Source organism: Pseudomonas corni, from assembly GCF_057128765.1.
The window spans coordinates 184432-203709 of record NZ_JBSKHW010000004.1; the positions used below are offsets into that span (position 1 = coordinate 184432).

Here is a 19278-nt window from a genome sequence, read left to right on the forward strand (position 1 = left end):
GCCGCTATCCCGCTTCTGCCCGGAGGGCGTAGGAGTCCGGCTTGCCGACGATGGGGCGCGCAGCGGCCCCAAAACCAACCATCTCCCGGATCTGACTGACACACCGCGTACGCAGGATTTACTGCCGCTACGCGGCAGATCGCGGGCAAGCCACGCTCCTACGGACTCCGCCCAGAAGCAAAAGCGTGTGGCGCCGCTATCCCGCTTCTGCCCGGAGGGCGTAGGAGTCCGGCTTGCCGACGATGGGGCGCGCAGCGGCCCCAATCCCGGATCTGACTGACACACCGCGTACGCAGGGTTTACTGCCGCTGCGCGGCAGATCGCGGGCAAGCTACGCTCCTACGGGCTCCGCCCAGAAGCAAAAGCGTGTGGCGCCGCGCGTCTGACTGATCGTTTCCGCGCGCCGCGCGGTCGTTAATCCCATGACGTTCCGCATCTTCATCCTTCCCTTTATTACCAAATCCGCATCAGTCCTTTACCGTTCGAGAGGATTACATGATGGAAGTCATATGCGTATATTAAGGCCATCATCTTAAAGCAGCATCTTGCGCTGGAGACTTGGTCATGAAGAAGACGAGCTTTGAAAACATGCCCTGCCCGATTGCCCAAAGCCTCGAACACGTGGGCGACTGGTGGAACATTCTGATCCTGCGCGATCTGTCTTATGGGCTCAGCCGTTTCGACGAATTCCAGAAAAGCCTGGGCATCGCGCCGAACACCCTTTCCCGGCGTTTGAATGGTCTGATCGAGTCCGGGCTGGTCGAGCGCCGGCCCTACACCGACAAGCCACCGCGCTTTGATTACGTGCTTACCGAGCGCGGCCGGGACTTCCGCCCCGTGGTGCTGACGATGATGAAGTGGGGCAACAAGCACTTCTCGCCCTTGGGCGCCCACATTGAGCTGATCGACAACACCACCCAGCAACCGGTGGACCTTGTGGTCGCCGACGCTCACACCGGCAAGCGCATCGACCTGTTCGAACACAGCCTGCGCTACACCGGCGAGCCCGACTCGGTTTCAGCCTGGCGAATCGAGGCCGGACGCAGTCGCCGTCAGGCCTACCGCGACAGTCTCCCCGACGCCCAATCCACCTCACAGCACCGCACAAGGTAACCCGCGATGAATAGCCCGATCACTGCCACCGAGTCGGCGACGCCTGTCGCTCATTCCGAGAAAAAACCATCGCGCGTCAAACGCCTGATCTTGCTGCTGCTGATCATCGCCGCCCTGATAGCTGCGGTGCTGTTCGGCATTCATTGGTGGACCGTAGGCCGCTTTCTCGAATCTACCGACGATGCCTACGTGGGCGGCGATGTGACGGTAATCGGACCGAAAGTGCCGGGCTACATCACTGAATTGAAAGTGATCGACAACCAGTTCGTTCACGCAGGCGACTTGCTGGTCAAGATCGACGACCGCGATTACGTCGCCGCGCTGAACAAGGCCCAAGGCGCGGTGGCCGCTGAAGAAGCGCTGCTGGCCAATCTAGATGCCACCGAACAGCTGCAACACGCAGTGATCGGCCAGACCAAGGCCGGGATTGATGCCGCCAACGCCGAAACCGTGCGTTCCCGGGACGATCAGGTGCGCTATCAAGCCTTGTCCAGCCGCGCCGCGGTATCGATTGAGAGCTTCCAGCGCGCCGATGCCACCTTCAAGACCGCCCGTGCCAATAGCGAGAAAGCCCAGGCATCGATGCTGGCGGCCCAACGCCAACTGGACGTGATCTCGACCCAGAAGCAACAAGCCCGCGCCGCACTCATGCAGGCCAAAGCCGAACGCGATATGGCGCAGCTCAACGTCGGCTACACCGAACTGCGCGCTCCGGTGGATGGCGTGATCGGCAACCGTCGGGCCCGTGTTGGTGCCTACGCCGCCGCTGGCACGCAGTTGTTGTCAGTGGTCCCGGCCAGCGGTCTGTGGGTCGATGCCAATTTCAAGGAAGACCAGCTGGAACACATGCTGCCAGGTCAGCCAGTCAGCGTGCGCGCCGACGTACTGCCGGGCCGGGTATTCCATGGCCACCTGAACAGCCTGGCACCGGCCACCGGTTCGCAATTCAGCGTGTTGCCGCCGGAGAACGCCACCGGCAACTTCACCAAGATTGTGCAGCGGGTGCCGGTGCGCGTGTGGCTGGACAACGATGACGGCGTGCTGGGCAATCTGCGCCCGGGCCTGTCGGTGATTGCCGAAGTGGACACCAACGCCAAAGTCCAGAATGACAACGCAGCACCCGATCAAAAAACCCAGCCTGTCGCCGTCGCCGGGAAGACCGCGCCATGAGCAGCGCAATCGCCGCGTCGGGGACGCAACCGGCCAGACCCAAAGGGCCCGTCGACGCCGCGTCGATGCCCACCGTTGCCAAGGTTTTGGCCTTTGCCACCATGTGCGTCGGCATGTTCATCGCCCTGCTGGACATCCAGATCGTATCCGCTTCGTTGCGCGACATTGGCGGCGGGCTGTCCGCCGGGCAAGACGAAACCGCCTGGGTGCAGACCAGCTACCTGATTGCCGAAATCGTGGTGATTCCGCTGTCGGGCTGGTTGTCCCGAGTGTTCTCCACGCGCTGGTTGTTCTGCGCCTCGGCGGTGGGTTTTACCATCGCCAGCCTGTTATGCGGCCTGGCCTGGAACATCCAGAGCATGATCGCCTTTCGAGCGATGCAAGGCTTTCTGGGTGGCTCGATGATCCCGATGGTATTCACCTCGGCGTTCATGTTTTTCACCGGCAAACAGCGGGTCATCGCGGCTTCCACCATCGGCGCCATCGCCTCTCTGGCGCCGACCCTGGGCCCGGTCATTGGCGGCTGGATCACCGATGTCTCGTCCTGGCACTGGCTGTTCTACATCAACCTGCTGCCGGGCATCTTTGTCGCCATCGCCGTGCCGATGCTGGTGAACATCGATTCCATGGATCTGAAGCTGCTCAAGGGCGCGGACTACCTGAGCATGCTGTTCATGGCACTGTTTCTCGGCTGTCTGGAATACACCCTCGAAGAAGGCCCGCGCTGGAACTGGTTCAGCGACCAGACCATCCTCACTACCGCCTGGATTTCCGGCCTCGCCGGCCTGGCGTTCATCAGCCGCACCTTGATGGCGAAAAATCCGGTGGTCGATTTGCGCGCCTTGAGCGACCGCAACTTCGCACTGGGCTGTTTCTTCTCGTTCGTCACCGGCATTGGCCTGTTTGGCACGATCTACCTGACACCGCTGTTTCTGGGCCGCGTACGGGGCTACAGCGCACTGGACATCGGCATCGCGATTTTTTCTACCGGCGTGTTTCAGCTGTTGGCGATTCCGGTGTACGGCTTTCTCGCCAACCGTGTGGATCTGCGCTGGATCATGATGTTCGGCCTGTCGTTGTTCGCCTTGTCGATGTGGGATTTTTCGCCGATCACCCACGACTGGGGAGGCAAGGAATTGCTGCTCCCCCAAGCGATTCGCGGCTTCGCCCAGCAGATGGCGGTGCCGCCGACCGTGACCCTGACACTCGGCGGTCTGGCGATGTCGCGCCTCAAGCAGGCCTCTGGGCTGTTCAACCTGATGCGCAACCTGGGCGGGGCTATCGGTATTGCGGCCTGCGCGACGATCCTCAACGACCGCACCAACCTGCACTTCACCCGTATGGCCGAGCACCTGAACACCACCAACGAATCCATGAACGGCTGGATCGATCAGGTCACCGGCAGCTTCATGGGCCTGGGCCAGAACGCGGCCGACGCCGCCAACTCCGCCCTGCACCAGTTGTGGCTGCTGACCTACCGCGAAGCGCAAACCCAGACCTACGCCGATGCGTTCTTGGCGATCATGGTCTGCTTCATCGTCGCCACTGCCATGGTGCCGCTGATGCGCAAGGTCGTGCCACCCGCTGCACCTTCGGCTGACGCCCATTGAGAACGCTATGACCATCACTCATTCATTGGAGGACCGCACCATGAACACCCTGGCGTCGCGCTTGCAGCAAACCCGCCGTTTCGCCCTCAGCGCCCTGTTCGTGGCGCTCATGCCGCTGTTGCCAGGCTGTGCCGTCGGCCCGGATTACCAGCAACCGGCCAATCCGCTGACATCGACCTATGACAATCAGTCGCTGTTGCAGCAGCGCGTCGGCGAAACACCGGCGCCGCCGCTGGACACCTGGTGGACCGGTTTTGCCGATCCGCAACTGACCCGCATCGTGCAGCGCGTGCTGGATCAGAACCTTGACCTGGCCAAGTCCATGGCCCGTGTCGAGCAGGCCCGCGCGGTCGCCAGCCAAGCCGGCGCCGAGCGCTTGCCCCAAGGCAGCCTTGATGCTCAGGTGGTACGCCAACGCCAATCCACCGAAAGCCCGATGGGCCAGGTCGGCAGCGCATTCCCCGGCTACAAGCGCAATCAGACCCTGGAAACCGTGGGCGTTGGTGCCAGCTGGGAGACTGATCTGGCAGGCGGCCTGAAGCGCGGCGAAGAAGCTGCGATTGCCGAAGCGCAAGCGGCTGAAGCCAGCCATACCGGCGTGCGCATTTCTGTCGCCTCGGAAGCTGCCGACGCGTACTTCCGGGTGCGCGGCGCCCAGCAGCGAATCAGCGTGGCCGAAGAGCAGGTGAAGACCGAAAGCAACCTGCTGGATCTGGTCAAGGACCGGCTCGGCAGCGGTCTGGCAACCAACCGCGAACAGGCTCAGGCACAGGCGTTGGTGCTGCAAGCGCGCGCGACTTTGCCGCCGTTGCGCACCGAACTGTCAACCCAGCTCAATCGCCTGGATGTGTTAATGGGCGTGCAGCCCGGCACGTACGCCAAAGAGCTGACAGCCAGCGCGGAGCAATATCGCGTGCCGACCATCACCGACACCGAAGGCCCGGCCAGCCTGCTGCGTCGTCGCCCTGACGTGATCGCCGCCGAACGCAAACTGGCAGCGTCGAATGCCCGCATCGGTCAGGCGATTTCCGAGTACTACCCGAAGGTTTCACTGGCCGGGCTATTGGGCTTCGATACCGTTCACAGCGGTCAGTTGCTGTCGTCTGCCGCGTTCCAGCCACAGGCAATCATCGGTCTGCACTGGCGGCTGTTCGATTTCGGTCGGGTGGATGATGAAGTGGCGCAGGCCAAAGGCGCCAACGCCGAAGCTCTGGCGGACTATCGCCAGTCAATGCTCAAGGCCACCGAAGACGTTGAAAACGCGATCGTGACCCTGACACAACTGGAATTGCAGCGCAGCGACGTGGAGCAGGAAGTCGCCGCTCACCAAGTGGCGCGCGACGCCGCTCAAGACGCTTACAAGGGCGGCGCGATCAGTTTGATTGAGGTGTTGGACGAAGACCGCCTGCTGCTGACCTCGCGGGATCAGTTGGCGCAGTTGCACGCCAATGATGCCCGCGCAGCCGTGTCGACCTTCCGAGCCCTCGGCGGCGGTTGGCCTCAGGCGGCGAAGGATGATGTTGCGCAGAAGTGACCCTGCGCGCATCGCAGCCTTGGACAGAGGCGATGTCCTCAATCGTTTGACCGGCGCATACATGTGGGAGGGAGCTTGCTCGCGATCAGGCTTCCGAGGGCAGAAGCAAACCCGTGGGAGCGGACCTGTCCGCGAAGCGTCATAGCAACCGATACATTTCCGGTGCCTGACGCTCAGCATTCGCGGACAGGTCCGCTCCCACAGGTACCGGCTGCCGAAGGCTAAGATGCGGTTGTGCTGACAGCCTTCTGAACGGGCTTAGATCACAAACCGCGTTACCAGCGTGTTCAGGTCCACCGCCAGGCGGGAAAGCTCATGGCTGGCAGCGCTGGTCTGGTTGGCGCCCGCAGCTGACTGCGTCGCCAGATCGCGGATGTTCACCAGATTGCGGTCTACCTCGCGCGAGACTTGCGCCTGCTCCTCCGAGGCGCTGGCGATCACCAGATTGCGCTCGTTGATCTGCGAGATCGCTTCGGTAATCAGCTCCAGTGCATCGCCTGCCGCATTTGCCAGCCCCAGCGTGCTTTGGGTGCGGTCGGTGTTCTTGACCATCGATTGCACCGCTTCACCGGTGCGAGTCTGGATACCGGCGACCATCTGCTCGATTTCCGTAGTCGATTGCGCCGTGCGATGAGCCAGCGCACGCACCTCGTCGGCCACCACCGCAAAACCACGTCCCGCTTCGCCTGCCCTTGCGGCTTCGATGGCTGCGTTCAACGCCAGCAGATTGGTTTGCTCGGCGATCGAGCGGATCACGTCCAGCACCTTGCCGATGTCTCGGCCCTGCTCTGCCAGGCCCTGAACCAGACCGGAAGTCGTCTGAATTTCGGTCGCCATGGTCTGAATCGATTTGACCGTATCAACCACTCGATCGCGACCTTGGCGTGCAGTGTCGTTGGACTGCTTCGACGCCTCAGACGTCGATACCGCGTTACGCGCAACCTCTTCCACCGCCGCAGTCATTTCATTGACCGCCGTGGCCGCCTGTTCAATTTCATCGTTCTGCTGCTGCAAGCCCCGGGACGATTCCTCGGTTACCGCACTGAGTTCTTCAGCGGCAGACGCCAGCTGCGTCGAGGAGCCGGAGATCAGTTCAATGGTCTGACGCAGGTTCTTCTGCATCGCCACCAACGCCTCAAGCAGCCGAGCCGGTTCATCATTGCCGTCGACGACTATTGGTCGGGTCAAATTTCCTTCGGCGATGTTTTGGGCAGCATGCACCGCTCTAGCTAGCGGGTTAACGATACTTTTAGTGAGTAGCCAGGCAAGTAAGACGGTGAGCAAAACAGCAAACACCGCGACACTGATCACGCCGATCAAGGCACCGTCATATTCGGACTTGGAACTAACGGCCGCTTGAGCCGCTTCCTGTTTGTTGAGGTTGATGAGTTGATTGATCTGCACCCCCATCAAGTCAGTTGCATCCTTCATACGGGTGTTGATCAAAGTGCGCATTTCTTCGGTCTTGTCTTGCCGCGACAGCTCTAGCACTTGGCTTTGCACCTCCAGAAAAGTAGCCAGCGTAGTTTCGAACTGTTTATAAATTACTGATTCTTCGCCCCCGATCGTAATGGCCGAGTAGCTTTTTTTTGCTTCCTGCAATTTGCCTATCAAGTCAGCGATCCGGGTTTCCGTCTCGCGAAGACTGGCGGGTTCGCGATTGACCAGTGTGCGAAACGACGTGATTCTCAGCCGTAAGGAGTTCTCCAGCATGTTGCCCAGATACCCGACGCTGGGGAGCATGTTGGTCTCCATCGAGATCGTCGCTTGGCGAATCAGCGCCAGCCGGTTCAGTGAGAAAATGCCCAGCCCTACGACCAACGCGGCAATGAATGCAAACCCCAGGAACGCCCGTGGCGCGATGTTGATGCTTCTTATAGACATAGACACTTTCTCATTGAAATTCGGGTTTATTGCGTCCGTGCCTTGGCGTGACTGATCAGACGGCTTTTGCGCAGTTCAGCAACGGCAGATGTCAGGGTAGGTTTCAGACTGCATTAACTTCCTGTCACCTGATTGCTCTATCGGCTGAATGTCTAAATACATTCAGGCCCATGCTTAATTAATTTAAAACAGCTGTTTAGGGGCACCTGATTGAATGCCGAAAACGTTTGCGCGTTGGAAGGACTAAAACCTGAATGAAACTTCCGCACTTTTCACTTCTTTTTCACCTGTGCCCGCTATCTTCAGCACAGCGAAGGGTGAGGCACATACCGAAGATGGCGCCTTGCCTTATCTGCATATGGGCTATCGCTGGCGCGATTGGCAGGGCTCATGGAATAAGAAACATGACCTGTATCAACACTTCGAAAAAAATGACCGTCTTGTAGAAAAAATTTCCCCTAACGGTCAGAAGTCGATGCTACTTTTATGAACTGAGGAACTGTCCACCCACCTGTCGTAAGCGCTGTTCGAAGAAAGCGACGCCCTGCTCTGGCAACGGTATTGCAGACTTGTTCGATGAGGGTGGCAGATCTGGATTTCCTGCCCTGGGTCGTATCATTTGCTTGAATGAACGAGGGAGGCCCCATGAATAAAGTCACGTTCCCCAATGCCTGCCAGCTGATGCGCTGGCATTTCCATCCTGTGGGCTTTGAAGCCAACATGGATGCACCCAGCAGCATGGTGGCGCGTCTTTTTGATCGCGCCAGTGGCGAGACAGTGATCGCGATTGCTGGCATCCCTTGCGCCACCGTGATGAACGCCATGGACGTGGAGCGCATCATCGAGGCCATCGAGCTTGAGCTCGAATCATTCATCCCGCCGCAGACGGTTTACCTCAATCAGGCGTGATTAACCGACGCAAAATCTGTAGGAGCCAACTTGTTGGCGAGACGGACGATTCGGTGTATCGGTCGACCGCCTCGCGAACAAGTTCGCGCTTACAGCAATAATTACGCTTGCTGCGGCTCTTGCTCCACCATCGCCCCGCGTCGATCCTCGAAAAACGCTTTATCTCCGGCAATCCGCGCCGATGCCCTTGGCACATTGGCGTCGTCTTTACCGTTGGCGTCGATGTACCAGTAGCAATGCCGAACCGCGCGGGTGATGGCGACATAGGCCAGGCGCAGCACCTCGTCTTTCTGCGCGTTGTCGAACGCCTCCAGATCGCCCTCTTTGCCTAAACCGGCCAGCAGATAGACCTGATTCTTGTACGGAGACTGCGTCAGGTGCAGACAATCGCCGAGCAGGAACACCGCATCGGCCTGCAGCCCTTTGGAGCTGTGGTACGTCAACTGCTTAAACCGGCGCGAAGCTGCCGGCAAGCCGTAATCGGCATTCACCAACGCTTGCAGTGCTTCGGGCAATCTGGCCTTGTCGCTGCCCTTGCGGTACAGCAGCAGTACCGAATCGCCGTCGTTGTAGTGCTCAATCAACCTTGCGACCAACTGATCGTCATCTCGATCGAGCACCTGAACCGGTAGCAGCTCTTGCTCTGGCCCGCTCGCCCTGGCTTTTTTGCCGGTGATCGCCGGGGCAGCGCGCACGATGTGTTCGGCCGCATCGATGATGTGCTGATGACTGCGGAAGTTTTCGCTGAGCATGACCTTGGTGGTCGATGGGGAGGAGAACTCCTTGGCAAACTCCATGAAGTACTTGGGCGAGCTGCCGCGCCAGCCGTAAATCGACTGCCAGTCATCACCCACGCACAACAGGGAAGAACGCTGCGCGCCCCGCCCGATGTGCATCGCGGGGCCACGGCTGCGGATTTCCCGAAGGCTCGCGCGAATCCACGACACGATCTGCGGCGAGACGTCCTGGAACTCATCGATCATCAAATGGGCCAGCGGCCGTAATCCTTCGTCGCTGACCAGCCTCAGGTTTTCCGGCGAGTGTTCGCCGAACAGCGAGAACATGCGGTTATAGGTCATCACCGGGGGTGACTGGTCCAGCAGGTGGTCTTCAAACGCTTTCCAGAACAGGCTCAGGGCTTCGAAAAAGAAGCGATCCGGGTCTTGCTCAGAAAAGCTCATCTGCGAGACCGCCTGCGGCACATCCAGCCCCAGGTTTTCGATAAAGCTTGCCGCCGCGACAAAGCAATCGAGAAGCGGCGCTGCGGTCAACTCCCCTTTGACCTTGTAATCAAAACCGGGCCCGGCCACTGCCGCACCGGATAGCGATTGAAGAAAACCTTTTGATGATTGATAGTTTTCTATCCAGATCAATGGCTTGCGACAGAAAGCTTGAAACAGTGTGCGCTTGATAACCCACTCGGCCCAGACCGGCAGCTTGGCATCCGGACGGCGCAGATGCTGGTCCTCGCTGGGGTCGAAGCCCAACACGATCCAGGCATCCAGCTGCGCCGAGTAACCGTGGACATGAAAGGACAGACCGCTTATTTCCACCACCTGGCGCATGGGCTCGACACCCTTGATCGGCCAGGCCCCGGCGCGAATCCATAGATCCTCAACCACGTCGCACAGCTCTTCATCGCGCTTGGAAGACAGGCCCATGACGGTGATGCGTTTCTGCACGTCGGGGTGATCGCGGTCCAGTTCCTTGAGTTGCAACGCGTGGCGGTACAGCGGCGCGATGACTTCACGGAAGCGCTCGTTAGCCGCGTACAGATCGCGATAGCACAGGTTCATCTGCTGACGCTGGGCATCGTTGATGCGCAGGTCGAACGGGTTACTGTCGGCGCCTTCCTCCAGCAGATTGCCGGACTGATTACTGAGGTTCTCGAAGGCTTGCAGTTGCTCGAAACCCGGCAGGCTGCGCACCAATGGCAGGATGCGCGAGTGAAAGGTTCTGACGACATCGCGTGCTTCGCGCAGGCTGAGGGTGTGCCCCCACAGCGCCATGACTTCGATCAGCTTGTTGATGAAGTCCTTGCGCGACTCTCGGGTGAAGGTCACGACGGTCATGGAGTCCAGCTCGAAACCCAAGTAGTGATGCAACAACAGCACGCGCAGTACCAGGGACGTGGACTTGCCCGCACCGGCTCCAGCGATCACGTAGGTAGATGGCGTGTCGCTGAAAATCATCTTCCACTGCGCGGCAGTCGGTTGGGCATGAGGAGGCAGGTTTTGCCCGACATCGGTCTTGATGCGTTTCTTCAACTCAGTGGTGAGCGGCAGGCGCCAGTCATCGAAAAGATGATCGTCGGTTTTCGGACCGCGATGCTCCTGTGGGCGCGTGTCACGGATGACCAACACCTGTCGGCCTTGTTCGATGCCATCCAGATGGCCTTCGGCGTAGCCCTCGTTCATGCCTTCCATATGGCCGTTGAGGTAACCGTCAGCGTGACCTTGATGCCACGACGGCACGTGCTGCGCTTGCAACCGGGACAGGCTACGGCCATGCAGGCGCGCTAACAGGCGTTTGAAGAACGGCAAGCGTTCAGGGGTGGAGAGTTCGGGGGGCAGCTCGTGGATGGGCTCGGCAGAAGGATCGTGCGGCACGCGGGCTCCAGATTTCGGCGGGTGAACTTGATAGGCGGCTATGGTCCGCTGATTCGTGCTCAAGCTCCAGCGAAATGCTTGTTGCTCATGGGGTTAGCCGATCAAGTGCAGGTAGTGCGATAGATTTAACATCAAATAAACCGATTGTTATTAAGCAAAACTTACGCTTTTTATCGATAATAATTTGATAGATCATCCTCCCATCGACATTAAGTCATCACTCAGCGGCGCGGGTAAACAGCCCGGCCCTGCTCTGGAGGTAACGATCATGCTGCAACTGAGACCCTTCAACACCCTGGGCGGCGCCAATCACGGCTGGCTGAACGCGCATCACCACTTTTCCTTCGCCGAGTACTACGACCCTAAACGCATGAACTGGGGCCAGTTGCGCGTCTGGAACGACGATGTGATTCAGGCCGGTACGGGCTTCCCGCGCCACCCTCACCGAGACATGGAAATCATCACTTATGTCCGTGAAGGCGCAATCACCCACGAAGACAGCCTGGGCAACCGTGGCCGTACCGAAGCGGGTGATGTGCAGGTGATGAGCGCTGGCACCGGCGTGGCTCACAGCGAGTACAACCTGGAGTCCAAAGAGACTCGCATCTTCCAGATCTGGGTCATGCCGGACGAAGTGGGCCTGCCGCCTTCCTGGGGCGCCAAACCATTCCCGAAAGGCAATCGCGAAGGCTTCGTGACACTGGCCAGCGGTAAGGCTAACGATGACATCGACCTACGGATTCGCGCCAACGCTCGACTGGTCGCTGCCAATCTGAAAGCCGGCGAAACGGCCGAGTACGTGCTGGATGCAGGTCGCCGGGCATACCTGGTACCGGCCACCGGGATCATCGAAGTCAACGGCCTGCGCGCCGAAGCGCGGGACGGGATCGCGGTCGAAGATGAACGCACCCTGCGGGTGACCGCCATCGAAGACAGCGAAATCGTGTTGATGGATGTGGCGTGATGTAACGCCAGCTGCAAATAAAAACCCCGCCTGCGTGAAGCAAGCGGGGTTTTCCATTTTCTGTAGGAGCCAACTTGTTGGCGAGACGGCCACCAGGTATTACAGGATTGCCGCCTCGCGAATAAATTCGCTCCTAAAGGGGGGTGCATCGTATCAGCGTGGTGCGATCGCCGTGTCCACCAACACCTGCGCCTCTTCCACCAGACGCTTGAGGTGGTCTTCGCCAATGAAGCTTTCGGCGTAGATCTTGTAGATATCCTCGGTGCCCGAAGGCCGTGCGGCGAACCAGCCATTTTTGGTCGATACCTTCAGACCGCCAATCGCCTGATCATTGCCCGGCGCTTTGCTGAGAATGCTCTGGATCGCTTCGCCCGCCAGCTCAGTGGATTTCACCTGCTCCGGCGACAGCTTGCCGAGCAAGGCTTTCTGCTCAGGATTGGCCTTGGCTTCGACGCGTGTGGAATAAGGCTTGCCCAACTCTTCAGTCAGCGCCTCATAAATCTCGCTGGGGTCACGTCCCTTGCGCGCGCGGATTTCGGCCGCCAGCAAGGCGGGGATCAGACCATCCTTGTCGGTGGTCCAGACTGTGCCATCGCGACGCAGGAACGAGGCGCCCGCGCTCTCTTCCCCGCCGAAGCCCAGCGTGCCCTCAAACAGCCCTTGGGCGAAATACTTGAAGCCCACCGGCACTTCATAGAGCTGACGACCCAGACGCTGGGTCACCCGATCAATCATCCCGCTGCTTACCACGGTCTTGCCGACGGCCGCATCGGCGCGCCAGTCAGGGCGGTTCTGGAACAGGTAATCGATGGACACTGCCAGATAATTGTTCGGTGCCAGCAGGCCGCCGGTTGGGGTGACGATGCCGTGACGGTCGTGATCCGGGTCGCAGGCGAACGCAACCTGGAAACGGTCCTTCAGGCCGATCAAGCCTTGCATGGCGAAATTGGACGACGGGTCCATGCGGATCTTGCCGTCCCAATCGACACTCATGAAGCGGAAGGTCGGATCGACGAACTTGTTTACCACTTCGAGGTTGAGGCCGTAATGCTCGCCAATCGCTGACCAATAGCGCACGCCCGCGCCGCCTAATGGATCTACACCCAGACGCAGGTTGGCACCACGAATGGCATCCATGTCGATGACGTTTTTCAAGTCCGCCACGTAAGTGTTCAGGTAGTCATGGCGGTGAGTGGTGTCGGCGCGCAAGGCTTTTTCGAAGCTGATGCGGTTCACGCCCAACACTTTCTCAGCCAGCAATTCGTTGGCTTTTGACTCGATCCACTTGGTGACGTCGGAGTCTGCCGGGCCACCGTTGGGTGGGTTGTATTTGAAGCCGCCACTTTCCGGCGGGTTGTGGGATGGCGTGATGACAATGCCGTCGGCAAGGCCGGAGGTGCGGCCTTTGTTGTAGCAGATGATCGCGTGGGACACCGCAGGCGTCGGGGTGAACTCGTCATCCTGGGAAATCATCACCTGGACGCCATTGGCCGCCAGCACTTCAAGCGCCGTGGCACTGGCCGGGGTAGACAACGCATGGGTGTCGGCGCCGAGAAACAGTGGCCCGTTGATCCCTTTGGATTGGCGATACAGACAGATCGCCTGGCTGATGGCCAGGACGTGCCATTCGTTGAAGCTCAAATCAAAGGAGCTGCCACGGTGGCCGGACGTGCCGAACGCCACGCGTTGGGTCGCGACCGATGCATCCGGCCGGCCGGTGTAATAGGCCGTTACCAGACGAGGAATATCGACCAGCAATTCTGCAGGCGCCAGTTTGCCCGCAAATGGACTGATACTCATGCGAAACCTCCATGGAGGAAAAAGGAAAAGATCACTCGGCGCTGATGGAAAGCACCTACAGAATATATCGGAAAAGGCCTACATGACGGCAATTTACTGGCAGTTGGACCACCCCGCTCGCATATCGATCCGTAAACCGTTGAAGTGTCTGAAACAACGAGTTAGGCCGCCCAATCAAAGCGCCCACCACCTGGGCAACAGATGTTGCACTTTGCGCTCGGCAAACCGATCGTCGATGAGCATCACCACGCCTTGGTCCGTCTGCCCGCGAATCACCCTCCCCGCCGCCTGCACCACTTTCTGCATGCCGGGGTACAGATAGGTGTAGTCGTAACCGTCGCCAAACAACTGGTTCATGCGCTGCTTGAGTTGCTCGTTGATCGGGTTGATCTGCGCCAGCCCTAAAGTGGCGATAAACGCGCCGATCAGTCGCGCACCTGGCAAATCGATGCCCTCACCAAATGCGCCGCCAAGCACCGCAAAACCAATGCCCTGACTGCTCTGGGTGAAGCGGTCGAGAAACCTTTGTCGATCCGCTTCGGCCATGCCCCTGGATTGCTGCCAGATGGGCAAGTCCGGATGGTTGCGCTGCATCAGTTCGGCCACTTGCTGCAAGTAATCGAAGCTGCTGAAGAACGCCAGATAATTGCCGGGCCGCGCCCCGAACTGTTCGGCCATCAGCTCGACAATCGGCGCCAGCGACGCCTGGCGATGGATGAAGCGCGTGGATATCCGGCTGACGATGTGCACGTCCAGCTGCGCCCGGGTGAACGGCGACTCGACATCGACCCACGCGGTGTTATCCGGCAGCCCGAGCAGATCGGTGTAATAGCGCCGCGGATTGAGGGTCGCCGAAAACAGCACGGTACTGCGCGCAGCCGTCAGCCGCGGCCGCACGAATTGAGCGGGCACCACGTTGCGTAAGCACAGCCGGGACAACGCCGGCTTGCTGCCGTATTCACGCTTGCTGATGTCGAAAATGAAATGCTCGTCGAACACTTCAGCGATCTTGCCGAACTGAATCGCTTCGAAATAGAAGCCCTGCAATTCGCCATTGGCCGCGTGGGGATGCTCGTTGAAATAGTCGCCGAACAGCGTCACGCACTGGCTGAGGGCCAGCAGAAATCGGGCCGGCAGACCGGGATAGGCCTGATACGGCGCGACTTGCTCTTTGTGCAGGGTGTTCCACTCGCGATTAAGTCGTTGCAACGGTTTTTTCAGCGGCTCGGGCGCATGTTGACGCACGATGTTCAGGCTGTGTTGATCCAGGGTTGCGCTGTACATCGAGCGCGTACGCTCGACCATGTTGTGCGCCTCGTCCACCAGGACCGCGACGCGCCACTGATTGAACTGGCTCAGGCCAAATAGCAGCGCGCTGAGATCGAAGTAATAGTTGTAGTCGCCGATCACCACATCGACCCAGCGCGCCAGCTCCTGGCTCAGGTAATACGGACACACCTGATGACGCAACGCGACCTGGCGCAAACCGGCCTGATCCAGCCACGGATTGACCAGCGCCGCACTGCGCGCGGCAGGCAGCCGGTCATAAAAGCCCTCGGCCAACGGGCACGAATCACCGTTACAGGCCTTGTCCAGGTGCTCGCAGGCTTTGTCCCGCGCCACCAGTTCCAGCACACGCAGGGTTAACTGTGGCGCGCTTTTGCCGATCACGCTCAAAGCGTCCAGCGCCAGCTTGCGCCCCGGGGTCTTGGCGGTGAGAAAGAATACCTTGTCCAGTTTCTGCGTCGGCGCAGCCTTAAGCATCGGGAACACCGTGCCGATGGTCTTGCCGATCCCCGTCGGCGCCTGGGCCATCAGGCAACGCCCGGTGCTGACCGCTTTGAACACCGTCTCCGCCAGAGTGCGCTGCCCGGTGCGGAAACCGGCGTGGGGGAATTTCAGGCTGCCGAGCACCTGGTCGCGGTCATCGCGGTGGGCCATTTCCTGTTGCGCCCATGTGAGAAAGACCACGCATTGCTGCTCGAAAAACCCACGCAGGTCCGCTGCGCTGAAGCATTCGCGCAGCAGCGTTTCCTGCTCGTTGATGATGTTGAAATACACCAGCGCCACGTTCACTTCGGTCAGCTGAAGTTGCTGGCAGATCAGCCAGCCGTAGATCTTCGCCTGCGCCCAATGCAGCTGCCGATGGTTGGCTGGCATCTTCGTCAGGTCGCCGCGATAGGTTTTGACTTCTTCGAGTTGATTGAGCGAAGCGTCGTATCCGTCTGCCCTGCCCCTCACTTGAAGCTCGCAATAATGCCCGGACAGTGGCACTTCAGCCTGATAATCCGGACCACGCCTGGCGGCGACAGTGCGGTGCCCGGCAATCCCTTCCTGGGCGGTGGGCGACGGCGTAAAGCGCAAATCCAGATCACCAACCTTGGCCGTGAATTCGCACAGCGCCCGTACTGCCACTACGTAGGTTCGGGGAAGCTCGGGCGACGGGTCAGCCTGCGCCACAGCACTGGCGTCTGCGGCGCGGGCAACTTCTTCAATGGGGAGAATGGGGATCACGAAAACAAAGGGCCGCAAGCTGTGGGTACTGGACGGACGTACAGATAACAGTTGCACACCCTCTCCTGCAAACAAAAAAGGATCGGCGGCCTTCAGTCAGGCTTGCGGCAAGCGCTCCTGAACCAGCGCATTCTTGATAATGACCAGCATCGACTCGATGTCCTGGGTCCAGTCCGCCGTGCCACTGATGCGCAGATGTTGCTGATGCAGACCGCGCACGCTGAACAGCTCACCGGGCGCGATCACGATGCGCTGTTCCAGCAAGCGCTCGAACACGCGGCCCATGTCCACCCGCTGCACGCTTTGCAGCCAGATCGTCGCGCCGCCTTGTGGCTTCTCGAAACGCACTTGTTCGCCCAGAAAAAGCTCGACCTTCGCGCTCAAAGTGTCCATCCGCACGGCCAGAGCGCTGCGCAACAGCTGCAAGTGGCTGTCGAACTGCCCGCTGCTGCACAGCCGCGCAATCGCCTTTTGCCGGATCAGTGGCAAGCGGAAGGAGCGCAGGAGGAACTGCTGATGCCACATGTCCCGCGAATGTCGACTGAGCAAATACCCGAACGGCGCTTCCAGGCCCATCAGACGATCAAAGGTGCCGATGATCAGCAGCCGCTGCGGGTCAATCAAGTCACGCAATCGCCCCTCACCCGGCTCGTAACACAGCTCGCTGTGGCTGTCGTTCTCCAGCACCCAGACGCCCTGTCGATTGAGTACTTCGGCCAGTGCCTGGCGCTCCGCGTACGGCTGGATCTGGCCACGGACCGGGTCCAGTTGCGACGACATGATCGCCAGCTGGATCTCCTCGCGCTGCAGCACTTCCCGCAAGCGGTCCGGGTCAATATGCCCCGCTGCGTTGGCGGTGATCTCGACAACCTTGATGTTGAAGGACTGCAGCGTGCGCAAAATGCTCCAGCCGCAGGGCGATTCCACCAATACTGCGCTGCCAGCCGACTGCAAGCCCTGGAGCACGGTTTTCAAGATGCCGGTCTTGTCCGGGCCAACGAATACATTGTCCGGGTGCCAGCAATGCTCGGTCGATGAGGTATAACGCGCGGCCAGCGCAGTGCGCAGCTCCAGGTCTCCGAATGGCTGAAAGCGTGGGTCGGGCTGGCACGGGTATTGGCGCATCAGTTCACGTTCAAGGCTGAGCAGCGGGCCATCGAGAGATTGCAACAAGGTCGGCTCATCAGCGCCAAAGACGAACATGTCAGCACGCCGGGTACTTGAGTGATAGCGGCCCAGCAGGTCCTCGCCCTCGCACACTACGTCGTGGCAGGGGTTGGGCAATGCGTAATATCCGGACTTGGGCACGGAACAGATCCGCCCTTCCTTTTCAAGTAATGAATAGGCGTTTTGCACGGTCGAGATCGATACTCGCAAGCGCCGGGCCAACAGCCGCAATGACGGGAGGCGCACGGCCGGACCGCCCTGAATTTCGTTGATCAGTCGCACCAGGTAGCGATACACCATTTGGTAGGCAAAGTCGGTCTTGTTGTTATTCATGCGGGTATACCCGTTGATGCGCGCGGCGCAAGGTCCATCGGAGAAAATAAGTGGCGATGCCGCCGATCTTTCGGCGGCAGTCGCGCAGGCTCAGCACCCGGAAGTGGCTTTGCTGGCGCACTGCTGCGCCTGGGTATCAGGCACCTGACTTGCGGACATCTGCCACTCATCGACCCCATCTGGAAAATTGATTGAGGCGTGGTTGCTCTGCACATCGCGCTGCTTGCCATAAAGGTTCTGCAGGGCTTTGAGGCTCAAGCCGCTGATATCGACCAGCCATTGCACGACCTGCTCAGGCGAAGCGCCCCCGGTCAGCGCTTTGTGCAAATCCGCCAGCGCCACCAACATCCCGGGATGGCAGCGCCGCAGAAATGCTTCGAGCCCGGCGCCGCCATCCACAAAGGGAGCAAACAGCAGACATACCAGCTGCGCCTCGCTAAGGCCGTAGGCGTCCTGGGCAAAACTGTTCGCCAATGCCCGACGCGATTCGAGTTTTTCGTCATCGTCGTAAGCCGCCATCGCCTGGTCGATCAAGCGGCGTGGCATTCGCTTGCGGCGCATCAGCGCCTTGGCGAGCGTCAGGTATTCGCTGATGCCCTGGGCATATTCGCGCTCCTCGAGAAATTGAGCCCGGAGGCCCCGCATATGGGCCATTAACAGCGGATTTGCACACTCAGACTCACTGAAGCTAAACGCCAGATCGTCGTACCTGAAGCCCAGGAACTCGGTCAGCATGACCCAGTGATCTTCCACTCGGCAGTCGAGCAAGTCGGAGACAGACAACACCGCCGGCACGATTGCCTTTTGCGGATAGCCCAGCGGACGGGCCATGAAACTGGCGGTCTGCAGATCCTCGCCATACAACTGGCGGTAGTAGGCCCGGCTGATGTTGTCAGTGGTTTTCAGCACGCTGCTGAACGTCTGTTGTTTCCAGTCAACGTCAGGCTGGCCAGTGCGCTGTGCAAAGTGCGTGATCCAGTTGGCGTAATGCGTCTGCTCCTTGAGCGATTCGCCATTGAGCACCGCATCCACCCCGTCATTCCAGCACGCTGCGCGACCCAGAAACTCGGCCATACCCAGGTAACAACTGTTGCAGAACGGCATCTGGCCATTGCCAGCACCCAGGTGCCCGCTGAGCAGCATGTCGGAACGGTTTTGCTCCCGACCCGCCTGCGAAAGCGGCAGGTCGCGCTCGAATAGCTGGACGTATTGATGGTCGACAATCAGCAGCTCGACGCGGGGGTCATCGTGCAGAAATAGCGCCGAGTAGCAGCGATGAATATTGTCCATCACCGCCGGGGTCATCCCGGCATGGCGCATGCTGGCGATTCTCAGATTGAAAGACTGGGGTGCTCGGCACGCGATGCTCAGCTGAGCTGCGCGAAGAAAAGCCAACGTGTAGGCACTGTCGTTGCCGCCACCGAAGGGCACCAGCACTTTAAAACTGCCGATCTGTTCAATACCGCCAGCGGCAACGATCAACCTCTGAATCAGCAATTGAAGAGCCGTTCTCTCTGCTCGATCAAAATAGCCAAGCAAGCGTTGCAAGACTTGCTGGTAGACGAAGTTCATAGCCTGATCATGTATGTAACTCATGGTCTGATACCTGGAGTGCAATTATCAACGAAGGCATCCACGCGACACATTGCCCATGACAATCGTCGGCGTTGA

The 19278-nt window shown here is 59.6% G+C and carries 12 protein-coding genes; 6 read left to right on the plus strand and 6 right to left on the minus strand.

Annotated elements, in window-relative coordinates:
• Positions 1-564 precede the first annotated feature (564 nt).
• From ACWKV9_RS09680 to ACWKV9_RS09695, 4 genes are read left to right on the plus strand one after another with little or no spacing between them, the layout of a single operon-like run.
• Positions 565-1113: a winged helix-turn-helix transcriptional regulator gene (locus ACWKV9_RS09680; RefSeq protein WP_483835879.1), complete on the plus strand. Its 549-nt coding sequence runs from the start codon at positions 565-567 to the stop codon at positions 1111-1113.
• Positions 1114-1119: 6 nt separating this feature from the next.
• Positions 1120-2283 (plus strand): HlyD family secretion protein, encoded by a 1164-nt coding sequence (locus ACWKV9_RS09685; protein WP_483835880.1) that lies wholly within the window; start codon positions 1120-1122, stop codon positions 2281-2283.
• Positions 2280-3893 (plus strand): DHA2 family efflux MFS transporter permease subunit, encoded by a 1614-nt coding sequence (locus ACWKV9_RS09690; RefSeq protein WP_483835881.1) that lies wholly within the window; start codon positions 2280-2282, stop codon positions 3891-3893. Before ACWKV9_RS09685 ends, ACWKV9_RS09690 begins: the two co-directional genes overlap by 4 nt.
• A gap of 7 nt (positions 3894-3900) precedes the next feature.
• Complete coding sequence (locus ACWKV9_RS09695; RefSeq protein ID WP_483835882.1) at positions 3901-5427, plus strand: efflux transporter outer membrane subunit; 1527 nt, start codon at positions 3901-3903, stop codon at positions 5425-5427.
• A 258-nt stretch (positions 5428-5685) separates the two neighbouring features.
• Here ACWKV9_RS09695 and ACWKV9_RS09700 read toward each other — a convergent pair whose 3' ends face one another.
• Positions 5686-7311 carry a methyl-accepting chemotaxis protein gene (locus ACWKV9_RS09700; RefSeq protein ID WP_483835883.1) on the minus strand — a complete coding sequence of 542 codons (1626 nt, stop codon included), beginning with the start codon at positions 7309-7311 and terminating at the stop codon, positions 5686-5688.
• A 627-nt stretch (positions 7312-7938) separates the two neighbouring features.
• Between ACWKV9_RS09700 and ACWKV9_RS09705 the strand changes: the two genes are divergently transcribed.
• Positions 7939-8220, plus strand: coding sequence for a DUF1652 domain-containing protein (locus ACWKV9_RS09705; protein WP_483835884.1), 282 nt, complete (start codon positions 7939-7941; stop codon positions 8218-8220).
• 101 nt (positions 8221-8321) lie between these two features.
• On the opposite strand, the gene ACWKV9_RS09710 is transcribed toward ACWKV9_RS09705, so the two are convergent.
• Positions 8322-10829, minus strand: a complete 2508-nt coding sequence (locus ACWKV9_RS09710) for a UvrD-helicase domain-containing protein (RefSeq protein ID WP_483835885.1) — start codon at positions 10827-10829, stop codon at positions 8322-8324.
• A 268-nt stretch (positions 10830-11097) separates the two neighbouring features.
• Between ACWKV9_RS09710 and ACWKV9_RS09715 the strand changes: the two genes are divergently transcribed.
• Positions 11098-11793: a pirin family protein gene (locus tag ACWKV9_RS09715; RefSeq protein ID WP_483835886.1), complete on the plus strand. Its 696-nt coding sequence runs from the start codon at positions 11098-11100 to the stop codon at positions 11791-11793.
• A gap of 153 nt (positions 11794-11946) precedes the next feature.
• Here ACWKV9_RS09715 and pgm read toward each other — a convergent pair whose 3' ends face one another.
• The 4 genes from pgm to ACWKV9_RS09735 form a co-directional block, all read right to left on the minus strand.
• Positions 11947-13593, minus strand: coding sequence for a phosphoglucomutase (alpha-D-glucose-1,6-bisphosphate-dependent) (gene pgm / locus ACWKV9_RS09720; protein WP_483835887.1), 1647 nt, complete (start codon positions 13591-13593; stop codon positions 11947-11949).
• A gap of 174 nt (positions 13594-13767) precedes the next feature.
• Positions 13768-16053 (minus strand): ATP-dependent DNA helicase, encoded by a 2286-nt coding sequence (locus ACWKV9_RS09725; protein ID WP_483835987.1) that lies wholly within the window; start codon positions 16051-16053, stop codon positions 13768-13770.
• Positions 16054-16203: 150 nt separating this feature from the next.
• Positions 16204-17607 carry an aminotransferase class I/II-fold pyridoxal phosphate-dependent enzyme gene (locus ACWKV9_RS09730; RefSeq protein WP_483835888.1) on the minus strand — a complete coding sequence of 468 codons (1404 nt, stop codon included), beginning with the start codon at positions 17605-17607 and terminating at the stop codon, positions 16204-16206.
• A 90-nt stretch (positions 17608-17697) separates the two neighbouring features.
• Positions 17698-19203, minus strand: coding sequence for a hypothetical protein (locus ACWKV9_RS09735; RefSeq protein ID WP_483835889.1), 1506 nt, complete (start codon positions 19201-19203; stop codon positions 17698-17700).
• Positions 19204-19278 lie beyond the last annotated feature (75 nt).

Excerpts from the sequence above, each read along its gene's own strand:
- ACWKV9_RS09680 (WP_483835879.1), top strand. The coding sequence starts at position 565 with ATGAAGAAGACGAGCTTTGAAAACATGCCCTGCCCGATTGCCCAAAGC.
- ACWKV9_RS09685 (WP_483835880.1), top strand. The coding sequence starts at position 1,120 with ATGAATAGCCCGATCACTGCCACCGAGTCGGCGACGCCTGTCGCTCAT.
- ACWKV9_RS09690 (WP_483835881.1), top strand. The coding sequence starts at position 2,280 with ATGAGCAGCGCAATCGCCGCGTCGGGGACGCAACCGGCCAGACCCAAA.
- ACWKV9_RS09695 (WP_483835882.1), top strand. The coding sequence starts at position 3,901 with ATGACCATCACTCATTCATTGGAGGACCGCACCATGAACACCCTGGCG.
- ACWKV9_RS09700 (WP_483835883.1), bottom strand. The coding sequence starts at position 7,311 with ATGTCTATAAGAAGCATCAACATCGCGCCACGGGCGTTCCTGGGGTTT.
- ACWKV9_RS09705 (WP_483835884.1), top strand. The coding sequence starts at position 7,939 with ATGAACGAGGGAGGCCCCATGAATAAAGTCACGTTCCCCAATGCCTGC.
- ACWKV9_RS09715 (WP_483835886.1), top strand. The coding sequence starts at position 11,098 with ATGCTGCAACTGAGACCCTTCAACACCCTGGGCGGCGCCAATCACGGC.
- pgm (WP_483835887.1), bottom strand. The coding sequence starts at position 13,593 with ATGAGTATCAGTCCATTTGCGGGCAAACTGGCGCCTGCAGAATTGCTG.
- ACWKV9_RS09730 (WP_483835888.1), bottom strand. The coding sequence starts at position 17,607 with ATGAATAACAACAAGACCGACTTTGCCTACCAAATGGTGTATCGCTAC.
- ACWKV9_RS09735 (WP_483835889.1), bottom strand. The coding sequence starts at position 19,203 with ATGAGTTACATACATGATCAGGCTATGAACTTCGTCTACCAGCAAGTC.